1 pseudogene is annotated in these 416 nt (G+C 53.4%); it reads right to left on the reverse strand.

The annotated features are described in order from the left end of the window. Positions 1-416 (reverse strand): annotated as a pseudogene (locus JAO78_RS16685) (retention module-containing protein); the annotation flags it as partial.

The raw sequence follows: 416 nt of genomic DNA on the forward strand, positions 1-416 counted from the left end.
AGGTGCTGACATCGACATCGGCTAACTGATAGCTGCCATCGGCCAGCACGGTGGCTTGAGCAATGACCGTTTTACCGTTTTGGTCGGTGATGGTGATGTTAATTACGGTGCCTGGAGCAACGTCGGTGGTGGTGCCACTGAGGTCAAGCGTACCGTCGGTGTTATCGACGCTGGCGGCAATGTTTAGGCTGCCTTCGATGGCATCCAATGTAGCATTAGTATCTGCCGCGAGTGGGTTACCGTTGTTATCGACTGCCGTCGCGTCAATGGTTAATGGGCCATCGGCTAAGGTGCTGACATCGACACCTTCTAAAGCGTAGCTGCCATCGGCTAATACCGTGGCCTGAGCAATAACCGTCTTACCGTTTTGATCGGTAATGGTGATGTTAATTACGGTGCCTGGAGCAACGTCGGTG

The organism is Alishewanella maricola (assembly GCF_016343785.1).
GTDB lineage: Bacteria > Pseudomonadota > Gammaproteobacteria > Enterobacterales > Alteromonadaceae > Alishewanella > Alishewanella maricola.